This window comes from Cupriavidus sp. 10L43_2 (assembly GCF_056395265.1).
In genome coordinates this window covers 63,916-81,642 of sequence record NZ_JBFTJE010000018.1, presented here as the reverse complement: position 1 = coordinate 81,642, position 17,727 = coordinate 63,916, and the positions used below count along the sequence as shown (strand labels likewise).

Genomic DNA, 17,727 nt, shown 5'->3' with positions numbered 1-17,727 from the left:
ATGGCGAAGAAGTGGCTGAACAAGGTGAAGTGGGACGACAACGGCCTGGTGCCGGTGATCGTCCAGGAAGTCGGCTCGAACGATGTGCTGATGTTCGCGTTCATGAACCGCGAGGCGCTCCAGCGCACCGTGGAGCTGGGCGAGGCCGTGTTCTGGTCGCGCTCGCGCAAGCGGCTCTGGCACAAGGGCGAGGAATCGGGCCACGTGCAGAAGGTCCATGAGATGCGTCTGGATTGCGACGAGGACGTGGTGCTCCTGAAGGTGACGCAGGTGGACAGCATCGCCTGCCACACGGGCCGTCACTCGTGCTTCTTCCAGAAATTCGAGGGCGATGTGGAGTCGGGCGACTGGCAGACCGTGGAGCCGGTGCTCAAGGACCCCTCCACCATCTACGCCAAATAACCATGAGCGACACCCCGAACCCCGCCGTCCCGGCAGATCTGGCCGACGTGCTGGCGCGCGTGGCCGCCACGCTCGAGTCCCGCAAGCCCGAGAACGGCGGCGATCCGGACAAATCCTACGTGGCCAAGCTGTTCCAGAAGGGCGACGATGCCATCCTGAAGAAGATTGGCGAGGAAGCGACCGAGACCGTGATGGCCGCCAAGGACGCGCGCGCCGCCGGCCTGAGCGCCGAGGCCACCGGCAAGGTGGTCTACGAGGTGGCCGACCTGTGGTTCCACACCATGGTGCTGCTGTCCCGCTTCGGGCTGAGCCCGGCGGACGTGGTGGGCGAACTGGCGCGGCGCGAGGGACTTTCCGGCCTGGCCGAGAAGGCGAGCCGCAAGGCGTAGCATAATGCGCATGTGGCCGCGGGAATCGTCCCGCGCCGCGCGCAATGCACGCAACGGACGCTGGAGGGCACGATGGCGACTGACACCACCACGCAAGTCACGACCACGGCTGAGGACGACAGGCTGAGCAGCCTGCGCAAGCTCACGCATATCCTGTATGCGCTCTACGCCATTTTCTGGCTGACGGGCGGGATCACGGCGCTGATCGCGATCGTGGTGAACTACGTGAAGCGCGACGATACGCGCGGCACGCTGTATGCCTCGCACTTCGCCTGGCAGATCCGCACGTTCTGGTGGTCGATCCTCTGGTTCGCGCTGAGCTGGGTCCTGTTCTTCACGATTTTGCTGGCGCCGGTAGCCTGGGTGATGTGGTGCGTGTTGTCACTATGGATGCTGTATCGTATCGTCAAGGGTTGGCTGTATCTGAACGATCGCAAGCCCATGTATCCGGACCAGCAGTTCTGAGAACGCGACGATCCGACATCACGCAACAAAAACGTCATGAAATCTCAGGACAATTGCATTTTCTGCAAGATCGTGGCCGGGCAGATCCCGTCGAACAAGCTGTACGAAGACAACGAACTGCTCGCGTTTCACGACATCCATCCCAAAGCGCCGGTACACTTCCTGCTAATTCCGAAGACTCACGTCGATTCGCTGGCGGATTGCGGACCCGGCGATGGGGATGTGCTTGCTAGAATAATGCTCAAGGTGCCTGAACTGGCGCGCCAGGCCGGCTGCGATAACGGCTTCCGGACGGTGATCAACACCGGTCCGGACGGCGGGCAGGAGGTCTACCACCTTCATGTCCACGTGCTCGGCGGCCCGCGCGAACAGTGGAAGGCACCGGCGCCCTGAGCAATCGGGGCAGCCAGGGTATCAGCGGACCGGGACTCGCGTCCCGGCCACGTGCTGCGTCGGCAACCGTCGCCCGACGCGGCCTTTGAGGGACGGAACTACGGGGCCGGGCGGCCAATCTCCATCGCCCGCGGCTTCATCAGGAGCAAGAAATGGGTTCGTTTAGCATTTGGCACTGGCTGATCGTGCTGGTCATCGTCATGCTCGTGTTCGGCACCAAGAAGCTGCGCAATATCGGCACCGACCTGGGTGGCGCGGTCAAGGGCTTCAAGGATGGCATGAAGGACGGCAATGGCAACGCGGCCGAGGAGCCGGGTGCCCCGGCCAAGGAACTGCGCGATACCACCACGATCGACGTGGAAGCGAAGGACAAGTCGCGTCAGCAGTAAGCCGAATTGCCTGAATTCCTCATGGCGGCCGCGTTCGCGTCGGCCCGCCCCTCTCGTGTCCCTGGCTCCATGTCCGCATGATCGATCTCGGCATTTCCAAGCTGGCACTGATAGGCGCCGTGGCGCTCATCGTGATCGGTCCCGAACGGCTGCCCAAGGTGGCACGCACAGTGGGCGCGCTCGTCGGGCGCGCGCAGCGCTATATCAATGATGTGAAGGCGGAAGTCAGCCGCGAGGTGGAGTTGGACGAACTGCGCAAGATGCGCACGGAGTTCGAAGACGCCGCGCGCGATGTCGAGCGCACGATCCACAAGGAAGTGAACGAGCAGTCCCAGGCGCTGAACGAAGCCCTGGGCGGCACCGACACAGCGGCTTCCGACACCGGCAGCCCCGGCGTGGGTGGCGGCTACGTGCCGAGCTGGGACGCCGCGCACAAGTCGCACAACGGACGCAAGAGCTGGCGCGTCAARCAGGGCGCGCGGCCGATCTGGTTCAAGCGCCAGCAGAACATGCGCGTGTGGGTGCAGTCAGGCGCCGCGCGCGTGAAGCGGCATCGCCCGCCCACCGGACGCTCCCGCTCGTTCTTCGAGTAACCATGCCGTGCAGCGCCGTCCCGCCGCCGTGCAGGCTGGCGGCGGCCGCCACGATAACTACGATGCCAGCCAGCACGGCTGAAGCGGCTACGCCATGAGCGACTCCCCCTCCCAAGACCCCAACGACGAAACCCAGCAGGAAACCTTCATCTCCCACCTGATCGAGCTGCGCGAGCGGTTGGTCAAGGCGGTGGCGGGGGTCATCATCGTCTTCCTCAGCCTGATCTACTGGGCGCCGCAGATCTTCAACCTGTTCTCCGCGCCGCTGATGGAATCGCTGCCGAAGGGCGGCAGGATGATCGTGACCGATGTCACCGGCTCGTTCTTCGTACCGATGAAGGTGACGATGCTCGTGGCGTTCCTGATCGCGCTGCCGTGGGTGCTCTACCAGGTCTGGCAGTTCGTGGCGCCGGGCCTGTATCAGCATGAGAAGAAACTGATCATGCCGCTGGTGAGCAGCAGCTACCTGCTGTTCCTGTGCGGCGTGGCGTTTGCCTATTTCCTCGTGTTTCCCACCGTGTTTCATTTCATGGCGCATTACAACGCGCCATTGGGTGCGGACATGTCCACGGACATCGATAAATACCTGAGTTTCGCCATGACGACGTTCCTGGCGTTCGGTATTACCTTCGAGGTGCCCGTGGTGGTCATCGTCCTCGTGCGATTTGGTGTGGTGGAACTCGAGAAACTGAAGCAGATCCGCCCGTATGTGATCGTCGGGGCCTTCATCGTCGCCGCCGTGGTGACGCCGCCCGATGTGATGTCGCAGTTGCTGCTCGCCGTGCCGCTGATCGCGCTATACGAATTGGGCCTGTTGCTCGCCCGATTTGTGACCAAGCAGCCGCTTGGTACGCCCGCGCCGGGCGAAAACCCCGCCGACTGAGTTCCCCGGTACTTGTAACGGAGATGTTTCTGCCACGTCCGAATGGGCGGTTTTGCACCAACATGGGGAAAAATGCTGCATTTGTTGTTGCTTGATGACAACAAACCACGTTGGTAAACCGTGTTTACGGCGAAAAAGTCTTCTGGCGGGGAGGGGGGGTGTCACATAATACGACGCAGACGTGAAGGTTAATGCGTCGCCCAAGCACTTGGGCAACCAAGATTTCCCAATCAGTTGACAAGGAAAGTGTCGATATGAAGATGAAACTGTTTGCAGCTGCCGTTGCCGCCATGGCCGCCGGTGGCGCGTATGCCCAATCGAGCGTAACCCTGTACGGTGTGGTTGACGCTGGTATCGAGTACCAGAACCACCAGCCGAACGTGGCTGGTAGCCACGACGTTGTGCGCCTGACCTCGGGCAACATGTCCGGCAGCCGTTGGGGCCTGCGTGGCGTGGAAGATCTGGGCGGCGGCCTGAAGGGCGTGTTCGTTCTGGAAAGCGGTTTCAACGTTGACACCGGTACGTCGGGCCAAGGTGGCCGTCTGTTCGGTCGTCAAGCGTTCGTTGGTCTGCAAAGCAACTACGGCACGCTGTCGCTGGGCCGTCACCAGACCCCGTTCTATGACTTCGGTCTGGCCTTCGACCCGATGGCCATCTCGACGAACTACTCGATCACGTCGCAAGACGCTGGTTTCAGCAGCCGCGCCGACAACTCGCTGAAGTACATCGGCAAGTTCGGTGGCCTGACCGCCTCGCTGCTGTACAGCACGGGCGCCAACACGGTTGGTACGGCTAACGCCTACACCGGCGTTGCTGGCGAAGTTCCGGGCTCGTACAAGACCGGCCGTGAGTACAGCGCAAGCCTGATCTACGCAGGCGGCCCGTTCTCGATCGGTGCTGTGTTCGACGAAACCAACCTGGGCAACCCGACGGGTGTGGGCATCGACACGACGCGCGCCAAGATCCAACGCGCTTCGCTGGCTGGTACGTACGCTTTCGGTCCGGCTAAGGTGTTCGCTGGCTACCGCTACGCGCACGCCCTGTCGAACGCTCGTCTGCCGGGCGGTACGCTGGCAAACGGTACGGTCGACGCCAACGTGTCGAACCTGTACTGGCTGGGCATGGGTTACCAGCTGACCCCGGCTCTGTCGCTGACGGGCGCCGCTTACTACCAAGACTTCCGTTCGTCGGGTGCTGATCCGTGGAGCTTCGTGGCTTCGGCTGACTACGCCTTCTCGAAGCGCACTGACGCTTACCTGAACGTGGCCTACACGAAGAACAAGGACGGCTCGACCCTCGGTCTGGGTAGCTCGGGCGCTGCTGGTTCGGGCTTCGGCACGACCAACGGCTCGGCTAACCAGTTCGGCGCTGTGGTTGGTGTGCGTCACAAGTTCTAATTTGACGCGGGTGTAAGCCCGCATCAGATTCGGCTTGATTCAAAACGCCGGCATCCGAAAGGATGTCGGCGTTTTGTTTTGTGGTGTGGGATGGGGTGGTGGTTGATAGCATGCCAGGTGCCCTGGCTTGATCGGCATGCCCCGTAAGGCCCCCCTACCTGGGAGCTGTGCGACGCGCGCTGCACGGCCTGCTCGTGGCTTGCAGCGGTCAGCCGGAGGTGCCCTCGGCGCCCGATCTCGACAATCGGCCATCGACCCACACGCCCCAACAAAAAAACCCCGCCGGCTACCCGGCGGGGTTTTTACATTCAGGCTACCTGGTCCTTCAGCTTCCGATCGACCTTCCAGCCAGTCCTACTCTTCCTCATCAAGCGGCATTGCGCGCCGTGGCGGGGGAGGGCGCTTGCCGATGGTCACCGTGACCTCGGCCGGCTTGCCACGCCGGATCACCTTCATCTTGGCCTCGGCCCCCGGTTTGAGCTGCGCAATCGCATTGAGCAGCGCGGTGGTATCGGAGATCACCTGGTTATCGACCGACACCAGCACATCGCCCGGCTTCACGCCAGCCTTGTCCGCCGGTCCGCCCTGGACTACGGCGGCAATCAGCGCGCCATCCTTGGCATCGAGCCCAAACGACTCGGCGATCTCGGGTGTCAGGTCCTGCGGCTCCACGCCGATCCAGCCGCGCGTGACCGTGCCGGAGGAGATGATCGATTCCATCACTTGCTTGGCCGTCGAGACAGGAATCGCGAAGCCAATCCCCAGCGAGCCACCCGAGCGCGAGTAGATCGCCGTGTTGATCCCGAGCAGGTTGCCCTGTGCGTCAACCAGCGCACCGCCCGAGTTGCCGGGGTTGATCGCCGCGTCGGTCTGGATGAAGTTCTCGAACGTGTTGATGCCCAGGTGGCTGCGGCCCAGCGCCGAGACGATACCCATCGTCACAGTCTGGCCGACCCCGAACGGATTGCCGATGGCCAGCACCACGTCGCCGACCTTCACATTCTCGATCCGGCCCAGCGTGATCGCCGGCAGGTCCTTGAGCGTGACCTTGAGCACGGCCAGGTCGGTTTCCGGGTCGGAACCCACGACCTTGGCGTTGGCCTTGCGCCCATCGGTCAGGGCGATCTCGATTTCGTCGGCGCCGTCCACCACGTGGTGGTTGGTTAGAATATAACCCTCGGCGCTGACGATTACGCCCGAGCCCAGGCTGGACACCGGTTCCTGGCGCTCCGGCAGCCGGTCGCCAAAGAAGAACCGGAACCAAGGATCCTCGGTTTGTGGATTGGGCGACCGCCGCGAGCCGTTCTTGCTCGTGAAGATATTCACCACCGCAGGCATGGCCTGGCGCGCCGCGTCACTATAAGAGCCCTCGGCCGCGGAACCCGTCACACTCGGCACCACTTCCTTCAGTGCCACGATTGGTGAGCCTGATTGCACGGCCACCCGCCCGCGCTGCAGCCACTCGGGTTTCAGCGTGGCCACGACGAACCACACGGCCAGCACCACGGTGACAGCCTGGGCGAAAAACAGCCAGAATCGGCGCAACATATTGGAGTTTTGAGCAGAAAATGAAAACAAAAGAGCTTGAATTGTACTTGAACGATCTACTGGAAGTTTCCCGTTTCAAGGACTATTGCCCGAACGGCCTCCAAGTGCAAGGTAGATCGGAGGTCACCCACGTCGTCACCGGCGTGACGGCCAGCCTGGCCCTCGTCGAAGCGGCGATCGAGGCCGGCGCCGACGCCATCCTGGTCCATCACGGCTATTTCTGGAAAAACGAGGATGCCCGGGTCATCGGCCAGAAGCATGCGCGCCTGAAACGGCTGCTTGGCGCCGACGTCAACCTGATGGCTTTCCACCTGCCGCTCGATAACCATCCCGAGCTGGGCAACAATGCGCAGCTTGGCCTGCAGCTCGGCTTCATGCCGAACGGCCGTTTCAGCGACGATCAACTGGGTTGGACCGGTGCACTGCCGCAGCCGATGCCGCTGCACGCGCTGGCCGCGCATGTCGGTGCGGTGCTCCAGCGCGAGCCGCTGGCGATTGGCGACCCCGATCAGATGATTCGCAAGGTGGGCTGGTGCACGGGCGGTGCGCAGGGCTATTTCGACGCCGCCGTAGCGGCTGGCGTCGATGTGTACCTGAGCGGAGAGGTGTCGGAGCAGACCACCCACCTCGCGCGCGAGAGCGGCGTGGCCTACCTGGCCGCCGGTCATCACGCCACGGAACGCTACGGCATCCGCGCGGTGGGCGAGCATCTGGCGCAGCGTTTCGGGCTGCGCCATACCTTCATCGATATTCCGAACCCGGTCTGAGCCGGGCTCCGGGCGTGGCGCGCGGTCAGGCGCGCGGCGTCTTCAGGCTGTCGCGGATCTCGCGCAGCAGCACGATATCCTCGGGCGTGGCGGCCGGCGTGGCCGGCTCCTCGTGCTTCGCGGCCATCCGGTTGAAGGCGCGGACCATCAAGAAGATGATGAAGGCGAGGATGACGAAGTTCACCACGATGGTGAGAAAGTTGCCGTAAGCGAAGACCGGCACGCCGGCCTTCTTCAGTGCATCGAGGGTATGCGGCACGCCGGGAGGCGGGTCCGCAAGCACGACGAACATGTTCGAGAAGTCCAGTTTGCCGATGATGCGGCCGATCACTGGCATGATCAGGTCGTTGACGACGGAATCCACGATCTTGCCGAAAGCTGCGCCGATGATCACGCCGACGGCGAGATCAATCACGTTGCCGCGCATCGCAAAAGTACGGAATTCGCTGATCATGCTCATTGGTTATTCTCCGCTTTGTTGTTTCAGATTAACGTTTGCGTTTGACACAGACTGCATCATCGCACCCCTGAGCGCAAGCCCGCGGGCGGGATTCGCGCTGCCATGACCGATTATCGACCAGTCGGCTATCGGTAGTTCGCCTATCGTCGAGGGATGTGCCTCAGGTATAATTTTTGGTTGACGCAAGATCTAATTGATGACATCCCCTGGGGTTTGGAATGAGTGACCAGCAAAACGTGAAGAACGTGGACAAAGGTCGCCGCAATTGGTTGATCGCGACATCTGTCGCGGGCGGCGTAGGAGGCGTAGCAGTAGCAGTGCCCTTTGTCAGTACCTTTGCACCGTCGGAGAAGGCCAAAGCCGCCGGGGCACCTGTCGAGGCCGATGTCGGTGGCCTCAAGCCCGGCGAGATGATGACCGTGGAATGGCGTGGCAAGCCGGTCTGGATTCTTCGTCGCACCCCTGAAATGCTGGCCTCGCTCCAGAAAACCGATAGCGAGGTGGCTGATCCCAAGTCCGCTGTGCCATTCACGATGGAGACGCCGGACTACGCCAAAAACGAAACCCGCTCCCGTGCCGAGCACAAGGACCTGCTGGTGGTCGTCGGCATTTGTTCCCACCTTGGCTGCTCGCCGTCCGGTCCGTTCGTGTCTGGCGCCAACCCCCAGCTCGGCGCCGATCCCGGCTTCCTCTGCCCTTGCCACGGCTCGACGTTCGACCTGGCGGGCCGCGTGTTCAAGAACAAGCCGGCCCCGCAGAACCTTGACGTCCCCCCGTACCAGTTCCTGTCCGACACCAAGATCGTGATCGGCAAGGACGAGAAAGGAGAAGCCTGATCATGGCGGCCGAAAAAGAAGTCAAGACCACCGGGCTGCTGGGCTGGATCGACGCCCGTTTCCCTGCCACCCAGCTCTGGGAAGATCATCTCTCCAAGTACTACGCGCCGAAGAACTTCAACTTCTGGTACTTCTTCGGCTCGCTGGCGCTGCTGGTCCTCGTGATCCAGATCGTCACCGGCATCTTCCTGGTGATGAACTACAAGCCGGACGGCACGCTCAACGCGGCTGGCATTCCGGTGGCCTTTGCCAGCGTGGAGTACATCATGCGCGAGGTGCCGTGGGGCTGGCTGGTGCGCTACATGCACTCCACCGGCGCCTCGGCGTTCTTCGTCGTGGTCTACCTGCACATGTTCCGCGGGCTGCTGTACGGYTCGTACCGCAAGCCGCGCGARCTGGTCTGGATCTTCGGCTGCSYGATCTTCCTGTGCCTGATGGCCGAGGCSTTCATGGGCTACCTGCTGCCSTGGGGCCAGATGTCGTACTGGGGCGCGCAGGTGATCGTGAACCTGTTTTCGGCGATCCCGGTGATCGGCCAGGACCTGTCGCTGTTCATCCGCGGCGACTACGTGGTGAGCGATGCCACGCTGAACCGCTTCTTCTCGTTCCACGTGATCGCGGTGCCGCTGGTGCTGCTCGGCCTGGTCGTGGCGCACATCATCGCGCTGCACGAAGTGGGCTCGAACAACCCGGACGGCGTGGAGATCAAGGCGAAGAAGGACGAGAACGGCATCCCGCTGGATGGCATTCCGTTCCACCCGTACTACTCGGTGCATGACCTGCTGGGCGTGGGCGGCTTCCTGTTCTTCTTCTCGGCGGTGATCTTCTTCTTCCCGGAAGTGGGCGGCTATTTCCTCGAAGCCAACAACTTCTTCCCGGCCGATCCGCTGAAGACGCCGCCGCACATCGCGCCGGTCTGGTACTTCACCCCGTTCTATTCGATGCTGCGCGCTACGACGTCGAACTTCCTGCCGGTGCTGTGGCTGTTCTTCGCCATCGTGCTGGGCCTGGTGGTCCTGCGCAGCAAGGATGTGCGCGTGAAGATCGGCTCGGTGGCGATCCTCGTGATCCTGGCGGCAGGCTTCTACTTCATCGAAGCCAAGTTCTGGGGCGTGCTGGTGATGGGCGGCTCCGTGGTCGTGCTGTTCTTCATGCCCTGGCTCGACTGCTCGCCGGTCAAGTCCATCCGCTATCGTCCCGCCTTCCATAAGACAATTCTGATTGTCTTCGTGGTGGTGTTCCTGGTCCTCGGCTACCTGGGCGTGCAACCGCCGTCGCCGGTGGGTGAGAAGGTGTCGCAGCTCGGTACGCTGCTGTACTTCGCCTTCTTCCTGACCATGCCGCTGTGGAGCCGTGCCGGCGAGTTCAAGCCGGTGCCGGAGCGTGTCACGTTCCATCCGCACTAAGCGCCGCGCGACCCCCAAAAGAGGACAAGGACACAAGATGAAAAAGTTGCTTTCGATCTTCGCACTGGTCGGCGCGTGCTTCGCGGCCATGCCCGCGATGGCTTCCGAGGGGGGCTACCCCCTGGAGCCGGCGCCGCTCGACACCAGCGACGTGTCGTCGCTGCAGCGCGGTGCCAAGCTGTTCGTCAACTACTGCCTGAACTGCCATGGCGCGTCGATGATGCGCTACAACCGGCTCAGGGACTTGGCGCTGACGGATGACCAGATCCGTCAGAACCTGCTCTTCACGGCCGACAAGGTGGGCGAGACCATGACGATCGCGATGCCACCGAAGGACGCCAAGACGTTCTTCGGCGCCATGCCGCCGGACCTGTCGGTCATCGCCCGCGCCCGCGGCAACGACTGGCTGTACACCTACCTGCGTACCTTCTACCGCGACGACACGCGCGCCACGGGCTGGAACAACCTCGTCTTCCCGGCCGTCGGCATGCCGCACGTGCTGTGGGAGCTGCAGGGCCAGCGCACGGCCAAGTTCGCCGAAGTGGAAGAACACGGCCAGAAGGTGCACAAGTTCGCGGGCTTCGAGCAGGTCACGCCGGGCAAGCTGAGCACGCAGGAATATGACCAGGCCGCGGCCGATATCGTGAACTACCTGAACTGGATGGCCGAACCGGCGCAGAGCCACCGCAAGCGTCTGGGCGTCTGGGTGCTGCTGTTCCTCGGCGTGTTCACGGTCTTTGCCTGGCGCCTGAACGCGGCTTTCTGGAAGGACGTGAAGTAAGTTGTAACAGCCGTCAGCGGCTGCCGGCAGGGCCGGCGCGGAAGTTGCACTGTTGCAGCACCGCGCCGGCCCTTTTCCGTTGCGGATCGGCAGTCTAGGTGGCTCAAGCGTCTCTTTCTCTATTTGTAACTTATTTGCTTTTCGATGGGGCGTTCTGACAGAATGTTTGCCCTGTCCGATCTAGCGCTGCCAAGTTCGCCGTCATGCACTGCATCCGGCGACTTTACACCCAAGGAATTCAACCATGATGGTGTTGTATTCGGGTACGACTTGCCCGTTTTCCCAACGTTGCCGCCTTGTCCTGTTCGAAAAGGGCATGGATTTTGAAATTCGCGACGTTGATCTGTTCAACAAGCCGGAAGACATTTCGGTGATGAACCCGTACGGCCAGGTGCCGATTCTCGTCGAACGTGACCTGATCCTGTACGAATCGAACATCATCAACGAGTATATCGACGAGCGCTTCCCGCACCCGCAGCTGATGCCGGCCGACCCGGTGCAGCGTGCACGCGCCCGCCTGTTCCTCTTCAATTTCGAGAAGGAACTGTTCACCCACGTGTACGTGCTCGAGAACGAGAAGGGCAAGGCCGCCGAGAAGAATCACGAGCGCGCCCGCGCCGCGATTCGCGACCGCCTGACCCAGCTCGCACCGATCTTCGTGAAGAACAAGTACATGCTCGGTGAAGAATTTTCGATGCTCGACGTCGCCATCGCGCCGCTGCTGTGGCGCCTGGATCACTACGGGATCGAGCTCTCGAAGAACGCCGCGCCGCTACTCAAGTATGCGGAACGGATCTTCAGCCGCCCGGCGTACATCGAGGCGCTGACCCCGTCTGAAAAGGTCATGCGTCGTTAAGACGGTATCGACGCCACCGGAAGCGTAATGTCTGAAACATCCACCAAGCCTTACCTGATCCGCGCCATTTACGAGTGGTGCACGGATAACGGTTTTACGCCGTATATCGCCGTGTTTGTCGACGGGAATACGAACGTGCCGCGCGAATTCGTGAAAAACAACGAGATCGTGCTGAACGTGAGTTTCGATGCGACGAGCGGGCTGGACATGGGCAACGAGTGGATTGGGTTCAGCGCGCGCTTTGGTGGTGTATCGCGCAAGATCGACGTGCCCGTGGAAAACGTGCTGGCGATCTACGCGCGGGAAAATGGCCAGGGCATGGCGTTCCCGGTGGAGCGCAGCATCCCCGAGACGCAGGCCGCCACCGAGCGTGAAAACAATCCCCCGCCGAAGCTGGCACCGGTGGATGCAGACACGCCGGTCACGGCCGAACAGGGCGGCACGGACGACGATCCGACTCCGCCCCCGGTACCGCGAATCGGAGGCAAGAAGCCGTCGCTGAAGGTGGTGAAGTAGCCATCGTCAAAGTGGGTCGCATGCAGTAGAATCGCGGTCTGCAACAAAATGCCGGCTTAGCTCATCAGGTAGAGCAGTTGATTTGTAATCATCAGGTGGCGGGTTCGAGTCCTGCAGCCGGCACCAGATAAAACAAGGGGTTACAGCAAGCGCTGTAACCCCTTGTCCGTTGTAAACTGCTTGGTTTTTCGATCGGAAACCGGCGGTATGTCCCATCTGCCACGGCGCACTGCCCATAGCGGCCCGACGCTCGTTCGGCTCCTGTCTCGCCTGATCCACGTCGATGCTGCGGAACCTGCCAGTTCCCTCTCCCACCAGCTAAGCCAATGGCTCGGGTGGACGGATGCCATCGCGCTGTCCGCCGCACTTACCAGCCATCCAGTGCCGGGATCGTCGCTGCAGCCGCGCCCGGGGAATACCGAGGCGCGTGATGCCGTGCGCGTGCGCGCGGCGCTGGCCAATGCGATTGTCGATGACGGCACATCAAGCGCGCGGCGTCGTGGGCCGGGGCGCCCAGCCGTGCCGGCGGAGTCGCCTGACGCCACGGTCGATTTTGCTGTCTATCGCCACCGCTATCTGACCACGCAACAAACCATGGCGACGGAAATCGGCATATTGCGAGGCCGGCTACGCAAGGCGCTGACCGCCCGGCAGCCCGCGATGGCGAAGCTGGCGATGGTCGATACCGTCATGGAGCGCGTGGTGGGTGCGCGCGAGCAGAGCCTGCTGGCGAGCGTGCCGGCGCTGTTGGAAACCCATTTCGAGCACTTGCGCCAAGCCCACGAGCATGCGCCCGGCGCCTGGCTCACGCAGTTCCGCAAAGACATGCAGGCTGTCCTGCTTGCCGAACTGGACATCCGTTTTGAACCGGTCGAAGGGCTGCTCGCCGCCCTGCGCGCTGGCTAACTGCATAGACATGAACAGAATTCTTCCCCATATCGTCGCTTTTGTTGCCGGTCTCGCCGTGGTTTGCTGGATCGGTGCCGGCTACGCGGGCGCGAACGCGCTCGCCCTCGCCGTGACGTTGGTGATCGGTGCCTTCTACGTGACTGGCGCGTTCGAACTCCAGTGCTATCGGCAGGAGACGGCCTCGCTGGCGCATGCGGTCTCGAATTTGTCCGAGAAACCGGCGGGTCTCGGCCAGTGGCTGGACACGCTTCCAGCCGGTCTGCGCGATGCCGTCCGGCTGCGCGTCGAGGGCGAGCGCGTGACGCTCCCCGCGCCGACGCTGACGCCGTATCTCGTCGGATTGCTAGTCCTGCTCGGCATGTTCGGCACTTTCCTCGGCATGGTGGCCACGCTGCGCGGCACGGGCATGGCACTGGAAGGGGCGACGGACCTGCAAGCCATGCGTGCTTCGCTGGCGGCACCGGTGAAGGGGCTGGGTTTCGCGTTCGGTACCTCGGTCGCGGGCGTTGCCACGTCGGCGATGCTGGGCCTGATCGCGGCGCTGTGTCGGCGCGAGCGCATCGAAGCCGTGCGGCAACTCGACACCCGCATCGCCACCACGCTGCGCCCGTTCTCGCGCAGCCATCAGCGCGATGAGATGTTCCGGCTCGTGCAGCGTCAGGCCGAGGTCATGCCGACGCTGGTCGACCGTCTGCAAGACATGATGGCCACGATGGAGCGCCAGAGCCGGACCCTGGCCGAGCGCCTTGCCGCGAGCCAGGAGGCGTTTCACGGTTCGACCGAAGCGACTTACACGCGGCTGGCGTCCTCCGTCGAAGAAAGCTTGAAATCCAGTATTGCCGAGAGCGCGCGCGTAGTCAGCGCGGTGGTCGAGCCCGCCGTCAGGGAGACGATGGCCGGTCTCGCGCAGGAGATGTCGGCATTGCGCGAGACCGTCTCTGGGACGGTGCAGCAACAACTCGAAGGCATCTCGACCCAGTTCGCGACAACCACTGCCAATGTCGCCGATGTCTGGCAGCAGGCCTTGGGCGACCATCGACACGCAAGCGAAGCCCTGACGCGCGACCTCCGCCAATCGCTCGATACCTTCGGTGAAGCCCTGGTACGCGAGAACCAGCAAGCACTGGCTGGCACTTCGGCCAGTTTCGCATCGCAATCAGCATCGCTGGCGGCGACGGTGAGCCAGTCGCACGCTGATCTTCAGGCCCAGTTGCTGGCTCGCGACGAACAGCGCCTGGCCGCGTGGACCGATGCGCTCGGCGCCATGGCCGCCGCCATCGCCACGCAGACGCAAGCCCAGGCCAGTGAGACGATTGCGGAAGTGTCCCGCCTCGTCGAGGCCACGACGGCGGCCCCCAAGGCAGCGGCCGCCATCATCGAGGAACTGCGGGAGAAGCTCTCCGACGGCCTCGCGCGCGACAACGCGATGCTCGCCGAACGTGGGCGCCTGCTGGCATCGCTGGAGACGCTGCTCGATGCCGTGAACCATGCCTCCACCGGCCAGCGCGCCGCGGTTGACGGCCTCGTGACGACCACGGCGGAGCTGCTTGAGCGCGTCGGCGCCCGGTTTGCCGAGACGGTCGAGTCCGAATCCGGACGCATGGCGACGATTGCCGCGCAGGTGTCGTGCAGCGCCGTCGAGACCGCCAGCCTTGGCGAGTCGTTCGGCGCCGCCGTGCAGGTGTTCAGCGATGCCAACGGGCAGTTGGTCGCGCATTTGGAACGCATCGAGGCTGCGCTCGACAAGTCGATGACGCGCAGCGACGAGCAGCTCGCCTACTACGTGGCGCAGGCGCGGGAAGTGGTCGATCTCAGCATGCTGTCGCAGAAGCAAATCCTGGAAGACCTGCAACGGCTGGCAGCGCCGGGCGCGGCCAACGGACCGGGCGCGGAGGCCGCATGAGTGAGGACCTCGACGCCGGCGTGGAGTCAACGGCGCCCGTCTGGGCCGTCTTCGGCGACCTGATGTCGGTGCTACTGGGCGGCTTCGTGCTGATTTTGCTTGGGGTGATCGGCTTCCAGATGGAGCTGTCGGCCCGGCTCGAAGCCGAGGTCAAGCAGCGGCAGGAGGAGATGCAGCGGCGCGAGACGCTCGAGAAGGCGCTGGCGGGGCCGCTTTCGGCGGGCCGTGTGACGCTCGTGAACGGGCGCATCGGCATCAGCGGGAACGTGTTGTTCGCGGTGAATTCGGACCAGTTGCAGCCAGAAGGGCGCGAGTTGCTGAAGGGGCTCGCTGCGCCGCTGGGGGCCTATCTGCATGCGCGCGACGAGATCCTGATGGTGAGCGGCTATACCGATGACACCCAGGTGCGCGACAGCAATCGCCGCTTTGCCGACAATTGGGAATTGTCTGCCCAGCGCGCACTGACTGTGACGCGCGCGCTAATCGATGCGGGCATTCCCGCCGCGATGGTGTTCTCTGCCGCGTTCGGCGCCGAGCAGCCGGTGGTGCCGAATGCCGACGTCGCGAGCCGCGCCAAAAACCGCCGCGTGGAGATCGCGCCGATTCCGAGAGTGTCCACGGGTGCGGCAAAGTCTCATGGCTGAATTGGACCCGCACCAGGACCCGCGCCAGGATCCGCGCGCCCGCCTCGCCGCCTGGCGCGAGCGCGGCGCCGAACGGATCGACCCGGTGCGCTTCCGATTCCTGGAAGCGCTGGCGCGGCGCTCGGCGACCCAGCATGGCGAAGCGCGCGAACTGCTCGATGCACGGCTTGCGCACCTCGTGGCGTCCTTTGGCGATGCCCTCACGCAAGCCGCCCCACGCGCTGACCGGCCGGCCAAGCCAGACGCCAGCCCGCTCGGCGGACTCGTGGAATACATCGCTGCGCGGTCCTCGGCCAGTGCGCTGCCACCTGTCGCTGGCGCGCAACGCGGTCCCGAGCCGGCGCCGGCCCTGATCGACTATTTCCGCGACAGTTGGGCGCGCGTCAGCGCCGACCGCCAGTTGCGCGAGGCACTGGACAGCGTGCCGGCGAACGCCGGGCCGCTCAATACGAATCATCTTGTGCATGGCGCACTTGCGCTGATGCAGGACGTATCGCCGGGCTATTTCCAGCGTTTTTTGTCCTATGTCGATGGCCTGGCGTGGCTCGAGCAGATGAGTCCCGGCGGCGCGCCCGCCGAACCGCCGGCGCGCCGTGCCGCAAGCGCCCCAAAACGACCGCGCGTCAAGCGCCGTGCCGCCGATGCCGACCCCCTTGCCTGATCGCCCATGCTTGCACGCATAATGTGCCGCATACAGTTGGGATAACAACAGGAAGGGTCAATGATGGATAACAATCAGGGCATGGGCGACCTCGCGCGCCTCGCCGCGGCGGTGGCCGTGGCAACGCTTGCCGCCTGCGGCGGTGGGGGCGATGACGACGGCGGTTCCGTCGTCCGCGTCTCGGAGGTGACCGCCACGACGAGCAAGGCTACCGCCAGCGCCAGCGCACTTCCCACCACACGCTGGATGCCGGCCGCCACGGACACGTGGCAGCTCCAGCTCCAGGGCAAGCTCAACACGTCGTACAACGCCGTCGTGTTCGATTTCGACCTCTTCGACACCCCGCAGGCCACCATCGACACGCTGAAGTCCCAAGGCAAGCGCGTGGTCTGCTACTTCTCCGCCGGTAGCAGCGAGAACTGGCGTTCGGATTACTCTCAATTCACGGCCGCCGACCAGGGCCATCCGCTCGATGGCTGGGCAGGCGAGCGCTGGCTCGACACCCGTTCCGCCAACGTCCGCAAGATCATGACGGCGCGGATGGACCTCGCGAAGGCGAAGGGGTGCGATGGCATCGACACGGACAATGTCGACGGCTACACCAACAACCCCGGCGTGCCGTTGACGGCCGCGACGCAGCTCGACTACAACCGCTTTCTGGCCACCGAGGCCCACGCGCGCGGGCTGGCCATCGGGCTCAAGAACGATATCGATCAGGTCGCCCAGCTTGCCGGCGATTTCGATTTCGCGGTCAATGAGCAGTGCTTCCAGTACAACGAATGCGGGGTCTACGCGGCGTTCACCACGCAGGGCAAGGCCGTTTTCAATGTGGAATATGCGGCGAAATGGAAGGACCCCGCGCGGCGCCCGACGCTCTGCGCGAAGGCTCAGGCGCTGAACCTGCGCACGGTGGTCTTGCCGCTGAAGCTGAACGATAACTTCCGCTACACCTGCGACTAGGCTGTTGCAATTCAGGCCGGGGGAGGCCGGCGAGCCGCCTCAGTCTGGCGCCTTGCCGGTTTTCTCCAGCTCGCGCCACGCCAGGAATAGCCGCGTGTCGAATTCGAGCTGGTGATAGCGTGGCTCCATGTGCTCGCAGAGCCGATAGAACGCCTTGTTGTGGTCGCTCTCTTTCAGGTGGGCCAGTTCGTGGACGACGATCATGCGGAGAAAGTCCGCCGGCGCCTCCTTGAACAGCGACGCCACGCGGATTTCCTTCTTGGCCTTGAGCTTGCCGCCCTGCACGCGCGAGATGGCGGTGTGCAGGCCGAGCGCGTGCTGCGCGGTGTCGAGGCGCGCGTCGTAGCCCACCTTGTGCAGCGGCGGCGCGCTGCGCAGGTATTCCTGCTTGATGTCCGACGTGTAGTCGTACAGCGCGCGATCCGTCTGGACCGTGTGCGGCGCCGGATAGCGCCGCGCGAGGTGATCCCCCAACCCGCCCGCCGCGATCAGCGCGCGCACCTGGTCGAGCACCCCGGGCGGATAACCACCCAGGAAGCGCATCGGATCCTTCACGCCGGGGCGCCAGC

Annotated in this window: 22 protein-coding genes and 1 tRNA gene; 20 read left to right on the top strand and 3 right to left on the bottom strand. The window is 63.6% G+C overall.

Translation table 11 applies throughout. The features are described from left to right. From hisI to AC1DEL_RS22065, 8 genes are all read left to right on the top strand, one after another. Positions 1-402, top strand: coding sequence for a phosphoribosyl-AMP cyclohydrolase (gene hisI / locus AC1DEL_RS22100; RefSeq protein ID WP_092299274.1), 402 nt, complete (start codon positions 1-3; stop codon positions 400-402). 2 nt (positions 403-404) lie between these two features. Beyond that, positions 405-791, top strand: a complete 387-nt coding sequence (locus tag AC1DEL_RS22095) for a phosphoribosyl-ATP diphosphatase (protein ID WP_092299271.1) — start codon at positions 405-407, stop codon at positions 789-791. A 72-nt stretch (positions 792-863) separates the two neighbouring features. Further along, complete coding sequence (locus tag AC1DEL_RS22090) at positions 864-1,256, top strand: DUF4870 family protein (protein WP_092299268.1); 393 nt, start codon at positions 864-866, stop codon at positions 1,254-1,256. 36 nt (positions 1,257-1,292) lie between these two features. After that, positions 1,293-1,649: a histidine triad nucleotide-binding protein gene (locus AC1DEL_RS22085; RefSeq protein ID WP_092299265.1), complete on the top strand. Its 357-nt coding sequence runs from the start codon at positions 1,293-1,295 to the stop codon at positions 1,647-1,649. A gap of 152 nt (positions 1,650-1,801) precedes the next feature. Continuing rightward, the gene (tatA, locus tag AC1DEL_RS22080; protein WP_092299262.1) at positions 1,802-2,038 is read left to right on the top strand and encodes a Sec-independent protein translocase subunit TatA; all 237 of its coding nucleotides are present in this window, start codon (positions 1,802-1,804) and stop codon (positions 2,036-2,038) included. A 77-nt stretch (positions 2,039-2,115) separates the two neighbouring features. Further along, positions 2,116-2,631 (top strand): Sec-independent protein translocase protein TatB, encoded by a 516-nt coding sequence (gene tatB, locus AC1DEL_RS22075; RefSeq protein WP_092299259.1) that lies wholly within the window; start codon positions 2,116-2,118, stop codon positions 2,629-2,631. Positions 2,632-2,725: 94 nt separating this feature from the next. Then, positions 2,726-3,514 (top strand): twin-arginine translocase subunit TatC, encoded by a 789-nt coding sequence (tatC, locus tag AC1DEL_RS22070; RefSeq protein WP_092299256.1) that lies wholly within the window; start codon positions 2,726-2,728, stop codon positions 3,512-3,514. Between the two features lie 254 nt (positions 3,515-3,768). After that, complete coding sequence (locus AC1DEL_RS22065; RefSeq protein ID WP_255370939.1) at positions 3,769-4,911, top strand: porin; 1,143 nt, start codon at positions 3,769-3,771, stop codon at positions 4,909-4,911. 354 nt (positions 4,912-5,265) lie between these two features. Here AC1DEL_RS22065 and AC1DEL_RS22060 read toward each other — a convergent pair whose 3' ends face one another. Beyond that, positions 5,266-6,459 (bottom strand): Do family serine endopeptidase, encoded by a 1,194-nt coding sequence (locus tag AC1DEL_RS22060; RefSeq protein ID WP_092299249.1) that lies wholly within the window; start codon positions 6,457-6,459, stop codon positions 5,266-5,268. Positions 6,460-6,479: 20 nt separating this feature from the next. On the opposite strand from AC1DEL_RS22060, the gene AC1DEL_RS22055 reads away from it, so the two are divergent. Then, entirely contained in the window at positions 6,480-7,226 is a 747-nt protein-coding gene (locus AC1DEL_RS22055) for a Nif3-like dinuclear metal center hexameric protein (RefSeq protein WP_477126235.1), read from the top strand. A 25-nt stretch (positions 7,227-7,251) separates the two neighbouring features. Here the strand turns inward: AC1DEL_RS22055 and mscL are convergent, their stop codons facing one another. After that, entirely contained in the window at positions 7,252-7,686 is a 435-nt protein-coding gene (gene mscL, locus AC1DEL_RS22050) for a large conductance mechanosensitive channel protein MscL (RefSeq protein ID WP_092299243.1), read from the bottom strand. A 218-nt stretch (positions 7,687-7,904) separates the two neighbouring features. On the opposite strand from mscL, the gene petA reads away from it, so the two are divergent. The 11 genes from petA to AC1DEL_RS21995 all read left to right on the top strand — a co-directional run bounded on the left by petA (position 7,905) and on the right by AC1DEL_RS21995 (position 17,158). Next, the gene (gene petA / locus AC1DEL_RS22045) at positions 7,905-8,522 is read left to right on the top strand and encodes a ubiquinol-cytochrome c reductase iron-sulfur subunit (RefSeq protein ID WP_092299240.1); all 618 of its coding nucleotides are present in this window, start codon (positions 7,905-7,907) and stop codon (positions 8,520-8,522) included. Positions 8,523-8,524: 2 nt separating this feature from the next. Further along, positions 8,525-9,928 carry a cytochrome b gene (locus tag AC1DEL_RS22040; protein WP_477159179.1) on the top strand — a complete coding sequence of 468 codons (1,404 nt, stop codon included), beginning with the start codon at positions 8,525-8,527 and terminating at the stop codon, positions 9,926-9,928. A gap of 37 nt (positions 9,929-9,965) precedes the next feature. After that, on the top strand, positions 9,966-10,709 hold the full coding sequence (locus AC1DEL_RS22035; protein WP_092299234.1) for a cytochrome c1: 744 nt from the start codon (positions 9,966-9,968) through the stop codon (positions 10,707-10,709). Between the two features lie 244 nt (positions 10,710-10,953). Continuing rightward, positions 10,954-11,565 carry a glutathione S-transferase N-terminal domain-containing protein gene (locus AC1DEL_RS22030; RefSeq protein ID WP_008643086.1) on the top strand — a complete coding sequence of 204 codons (612 nt, stop codon included), beginning with the start codon at positions 10,954-10,956 and terminating at the stop codon, positions 11,563-11,565. A 27-nt stretch (positions 11,566-11,592) separates the two neighbouring features. Further along, positions 11,593-12,081: a ClpXP protease specificity-enhancing factor gene (locus AC1DEL_RS22025; protein ID WP_092299231.1), complete on the top strand. Its 489-nt coding sequence runs from the start codon at positions 11,593-11,595 to the stop codon at positions 12,079-12,081. Between the two features lie 50 nt (positions 12,082-12,131). Continuing rightward, positions 12,132-12,207: transfer RNA gene (locus AC1DEL_RS22020), tRNA-Thr, on the top strand. A gap of 81 nt (positions 12,208-12,288) precedes the next feature. Further along, entirely contained in the window at positions 12,289-12,987 is a 699-nt protein-coding gene (locus AC1DEL_RS22015; RefSeq protein ID WP_477126234.1) for a DUF3348 domain-containing protein, read from the top strand. 10 nt (positions 12,988-12,997) lie between these two features. After that, positions 12,998-14,893 carry a DUF802 domain-containing protein gene (locus AC1DEL_RS22010; RefSeq protein ID WP_477126233.1) on the top strand — a complete coding sequence of 632 codons (1,896 nt, stop codon included), beginning with the start codon at positions 12,998-13,000 and terminating at the stop codon, positions 14,891-14,893. Beyond that, positions 14,890-15,537, top strand: a complete 648-nt coding sequence (locus AC1DEL_RS22005; RefSeq protein ID WP_092299162.1) for an OmpA family protein — start codon at positions 14,890-14,892, stop codon at positions 15,535-15,537. The genes AC1DEL_RS22010 and AC1DEL_RS22005 overlap by 4 nt, the downstream gene beginning before the upstream one ends. Next, a complete protein-coding gene (locus tag AC1DEL_RS22000; RefSeq protein WP_477126232.1) occupies positions 15,530-16,198 on the top strand; it encodes a DUF2894 domain-containing protein in 669 nt (222 codons plus the stop codon). Before AC1DEL_RS22005 ends, AC1DEL_RS22000 begins: the two co-directional genes overlap by 8 nt. A 63-nt stretch (positions 16,199-16,261) precedes the next feature. Then, positions 16,262-17,158, top strand: a complete 897-nt coding sequence (locus AC1DEL_RS21995; protein WP_477105962.1) for an endo alpha-1,4 polygalactosaminidase — start codon at positions 16,262-16,264, stop codon at positions 17,156-17,158. Positions 17,159-17,197: 39 nt separating this feature from the next. Here AC1DEL_RS21995 and AC1DEL_RS21990 read toward each other — a convergent pair whose 3' ends face one another. Then, positions 17,198-17,701 (bottom strand): M48 metallopeptidase family protein, encoded by a 504-nt coding sequence (locus AC1DEL_RS21990; RefSeq protein ID WP_477126248.1) that lies wholly within the window; start codon positions 17,699-17,701, stop codon positions 17,198-17,200. Between the last annotated feature and the right edge of the window lie 26 nt (positions 17,702-17,727).